This window comes from uncultured Chryseobacterium sp., from assembly GCF_913776365.1.
In the GTDB taxonomy this organism is placed as follows: Bacteria; Bacteroidota; Bacteroidia; order Flavobacteriales; family Weeksellaceae; genus Chryseobacterium.
The window spans coordinates 1-2,563 of sequence record NZ_CAJYMO010000200.1 but is presented as its reverse complement, the minus strand read 5'-3'; the positions used below and the strand labels follow the sequence as shown (position 1 = coordinate 2,563).

At 47.8% G+C, this 2,563-nt stretch carries 3 protein-coding genes; 2 read left to right on the top strand and 1 reads right to left on the bottom strand.

All coding sequences use genetic code 11. The features are described 5' to 3' along the window. The coding region (locus QZ735_RS10120) for an efflux RND transporter permease subunit (RefSeq protein ID WP_294247726.1) at positions 1-545 on the top strand (545 nt) is incomplete at its 5' end. Between the two features lie 79 nt (positions 546-624). Here the strand turns inward: QZ735_RS10120 and QZ735_RS10115 are convergent. Then, a complete protein-coding gene (locus QZ735_RS10115) occupies positions 625-2,124 on the bottom strand; it encodes a DUF4394 domain-containing protein (protein WP_294247723.1) in 1,500 nt (499 codons plus the stop codon). Positions 2,125-2,442: 318 nt separating this feature from the next. Here QZ735_RS10115 and QZ735_RS10110 point away from each other — a divergent pair. Then, a partial coding sequence (locus QZ735_RS10110; protein ID WP_288374577.1) for a GTP-binding protein occupies positions 2,443-2,563 on the top strand: 121 nt, incomplete at its 3' end.

The window sequence follows — 2,563 nt, the reverse complement described above, 5'->3', positions numbered from 1 at the left end:
GGTGGACCGGCCAGTTTGAAAACCAGCAGCGGGCTTCGAAAAGACTGACACAGGTGGTGCCGGTCAGCATCCTGGGCATTTTCTTCCTGTTGTTCATCCTCTTCGGCAATATGAAAGACTCTTTACTGGTACTGGCCAATGTGCCTTTTGCATTGATTGGCGGAATCATAGCCCTGCATGTGACGGGAATCAATTTCGGGATTTCTGCCGGTGTCGGGATGATTGCGCTGCTCGGGATCTGCATCCAGAACGGGGTTATCCTGATCACGGAATTCCATCAGAACGTAAAGAACGGGCTGAGCCTTGACCATGCCATCCTGAACGGAGTGAAATCCAGGACACGGCCGGTCATCATGACAGCCCTGATGGCCTCCATCGGGCTGATGCCGGCAGCCCTTTCTACGGGAATCGGTTCGGAATCTCAGAAGCCGCTGGCCATCGTGATTATCGGAGGACTGATTACCGCTACGGTACTGACGCTGCTGATTTTCCCTATTATTTTCTGGATCTTCAACAGGCCCGGGAAGTCCGGGCAGCTCACATAAGCCTTTTATCTGAATGACAGAAAAGAAGCCCGGAGAAATTTTCTCCGGGCTTCCGACTATTGAAATAAGTATTATGAGGTTAAAATCCCAGTCCTACAGCAAATGCTTTTACGCCGTTCGGATAATCTGCCACTGAAGCAGCAGCTCCCGTTGAGGTATTGATGCTGTATATTTTTGTTGTGCTTCCTACGGTGGCGATCAGATAGGCTTTCTGGCTCATGCCTCCGATATCGAAGCCGTTGGCATTGGAAATATTGATTCCCAGAGAACCTGTTTCCACCAGAGTCCCGTTGTTCGGCGGATTCTGCTGATATAACTTATCGGTATTATGATCGATCACGAATAAAGTCGTTGAGGTAGCACCGGCCATGTTGTTGGTGTAAGCAGCTGCGCTGACCATGGCCCCGGTAGGATTCAATGATCCGTCTGTGAAAGCAATGGCTCCGGTATCCGGATGAAGCCTCAGGTTAAGCCCTGTATTGCTTACTACCCGTATTCTGTCAACGGTAGGATTGAAATCGAAGCCGAAATCAGTTCCGCTAAGCAGGGTTGAAAAAGGGGAGGTGCCCACTGCTGTGGCAGCTCCTGTTCCCAGGTTGATGGTATACAGCCTGCTGGAGCTTCCCATAGCATATAGCTGTCCGTTCACCGGCCGGAAATCAATTCCCAGAACACCTTCACCGCTCTGCATCCCGGTAATGGCTTTGGAAACCGGCACCGGGTTATTCGGGTTGAAAATCTGAAGGTTGTTGGAGTTGTCTACCGCATAGGCTACCGGTTCTGTAGGAATGGCCAGATCGATGATCTGCTGCTGGAGGTTTCCGATATTTACCGCTTTTCCGCTGTTAAGATCCAGCATGTGAAGATTCCCGTTAACGGCAATCAGGGCGGCGCTGTTGTCGAATTTAATATCAAAAGCGGCCTGGCCGGAAAACGTAGTGCCCAGGCTTCCCACTTCTACCAGGGTTCCGTTGTTCGGGGGATCCTGCTTATACAGTTTTCCTGTGGTGGCATCCAGGTCATACAGGACGGTGGAAGAAGCTCCGGATTTGCTGTTGGTATAAGCGATGCCGGTGATGGAAGGTGAGCTTCCGCCGTTGATAACCGCATCGGTGAAGGCCACTGCTCCTGTTTCAGGATTCAGCCTGAGGTTCTGGCCGGTGCTGCTCACCAGCCGGATCCTGTCTACGGTAGGATTAAAATCAATTGCTGCCATTGTTCCGGATATGGCCGGGCTGAATGCCGTAGTGGTTACCACCCTTGCTGATGCGTTGGATGTATTGATGATATACAGTTTGCTGGCACTGGAGAGGGCATAGAGTTCTCCAGTGGCCGGCCTGAAGTCGATGCTCATCAGCTTTTCTCCGGAAGCAACTCCGGTTACGGAAGTCTTGGAAGTAAAGGTTTTCGGATTGTTGGCATTGAAAGCTACCAGTTCATTGCTGGCTGTCAATCCGTATACCATCAGGTCTGGGCCCTGCGCCATCATTTCCGGATCAATCATCGTTTCGGAATCGTCACAGGAAAATAAAACGGCCGTACCGAAGACCGCGAGGCAAAAGTGTAAGAGTTTTCTCATAATCGTATATTTAATGGTTCTTCTGGATATACGATAAAAGAGGCCGGACGGATTTGCTGAAACCAGAATATTTTCAGGAAAGGCGCAGCGGTTTCAGAAAAAGGGAAATATCGATAATTTAAGCAAAAGGTGGAGTGAGGATTTTTTCAATTGAGAAATTTGTGTAAATTTGCAATCTCAATACATTGAAATAGAAGGTTTGTACTTCATTGAATGTGAATATTGAAACTTTTTTTAAGAAAAAGGTTTTGGTATTTAAAAATTCATTATATTTGCACACCGAAAATTTGAAAAACAATAAATAAATAATTTTAAATCATGGCAAAGGAAACGTTTAATCGTAACAAACCACACTTGAACATTGGTACTATTGGTCACGTTGACCATGGTAAAACTACTCTTACAGCTGCTATTTCTGCTGTATTAGCTAGCAAAGGTC